Raw genomic sequence first — 472 nt, 5'->3', positions numbered from 1 at the left:
CTTCGCGGCTACCGTCGAAATCCGGGATGCCAAGGCGTTCGCGGCCGAGTTGCAGGCGTTCATTCACGAGCGCGTGGAGGCGGTAAAACTGCCAGCCAACCTCGAAGGCGAAACGGTGGAGCAGGCCTTGAAGCGCAAGGCGGCCGCGCTGCGCGCCGACACGCGCTGGGCCCCGAATGAAACTGACGTCCAGCGTGGCCGCGCGGTGTTGCTGGAAACCTTCAACCAGCCGCACAATCTGACGCCCCCCGAGTTCGCCAAGCTGGCGGACAAGTCGCGCCAGCAGATCTACAAGGACATCCTCGCCCGTCGGCTGCTGGCGCTGAACGTGGGGCCGCGCGGCCAGAAGCTGCCCGACTGGCAGCTCGACCCGGTGAAGCAGCAGTTGACGCAGACCGTGCTCCAGGAGGTCGAGGGCATCGACCACTGGACGATCTACCGTGCGCTGTCCGAACCGCTCGAAGGCTTGGGC

At 66.3% G+C, this 472-nt stretch carries 1 protein-coding gene; it reads left to right on the top strand.

Going from position 1 to position 472, the window contains the following annotated elements; all coding sequences use genetic code 11:
- A partial coding sequence (locus K206_RS0136950) for a hypothetical protein (protein ID WP_020207203.1) occupies positions 1 to 472 on the top strand: 472 nt, incomplete at both ends.

The sequence above is a fragment of the Cupriavidus sp. WS genome, assembly GCF_000395345.1.
Classification (GTDB): domain Bacteria; phylum Pseudomonadota; class Gammaproteobacteria; order Burkholderiales; family Burkholderiaceae; genus Cupriavidus; species Cupriavidus basilensis_B.
The sequence above is the reverse complement of the archived record's forward strand: the minus strand, read 5'-3'. Positions and strand labels throughout refer to the sequence as shown.